Annotated in this window: 1 protein-coding gene; it reads right to left on the bottom strand. The window is 42.9% G+C overall.

From position 1 onward, the window contains the following. Positions 1-247: hypothetical protein (locus ACT3SX_RS15735; protein ID WP_444761893.1), on the bottom strand; the 247-nt coding region annotated here is incomplete at both ends.

Raw genomic sequence — 247 nt, 5'->3', positions numbered from 1 at the left:
GTCTCGTTTTCTGTTCTCAATACATTGTTTTCCGTCCTCAATGCACTGTTTACTGTCAGCAATTCTTCGGTTGAGTTCTCCAGTCGCTCCAGCTGCCCAGCTAGTTTCTGCATCTGTCCATTCAACGTTTTGTCTGCTGTCACTAACTCGTTGTGCGCTTTGCTCAATTCTGTGTGGTATTCCGTTAATTTGTCCATTGAGCCAGTCAATCCATCGTTGGCTATAATTAAATTTTTGTTCTGTTGCA

The sequence above is a fragment of the Psychrobacter sp. AOP31-B2-9 genome (genome assembly GCF_052378005.1).
Lineage (GTDB): Bacteria > Pseudomonadota > Gammaproteobacteria > Pseudomonadales > Moraxellaceae > Psychrobacter.
This window is presented reverse-complemented; position numbering and strand designations above follow the sequence as displayed.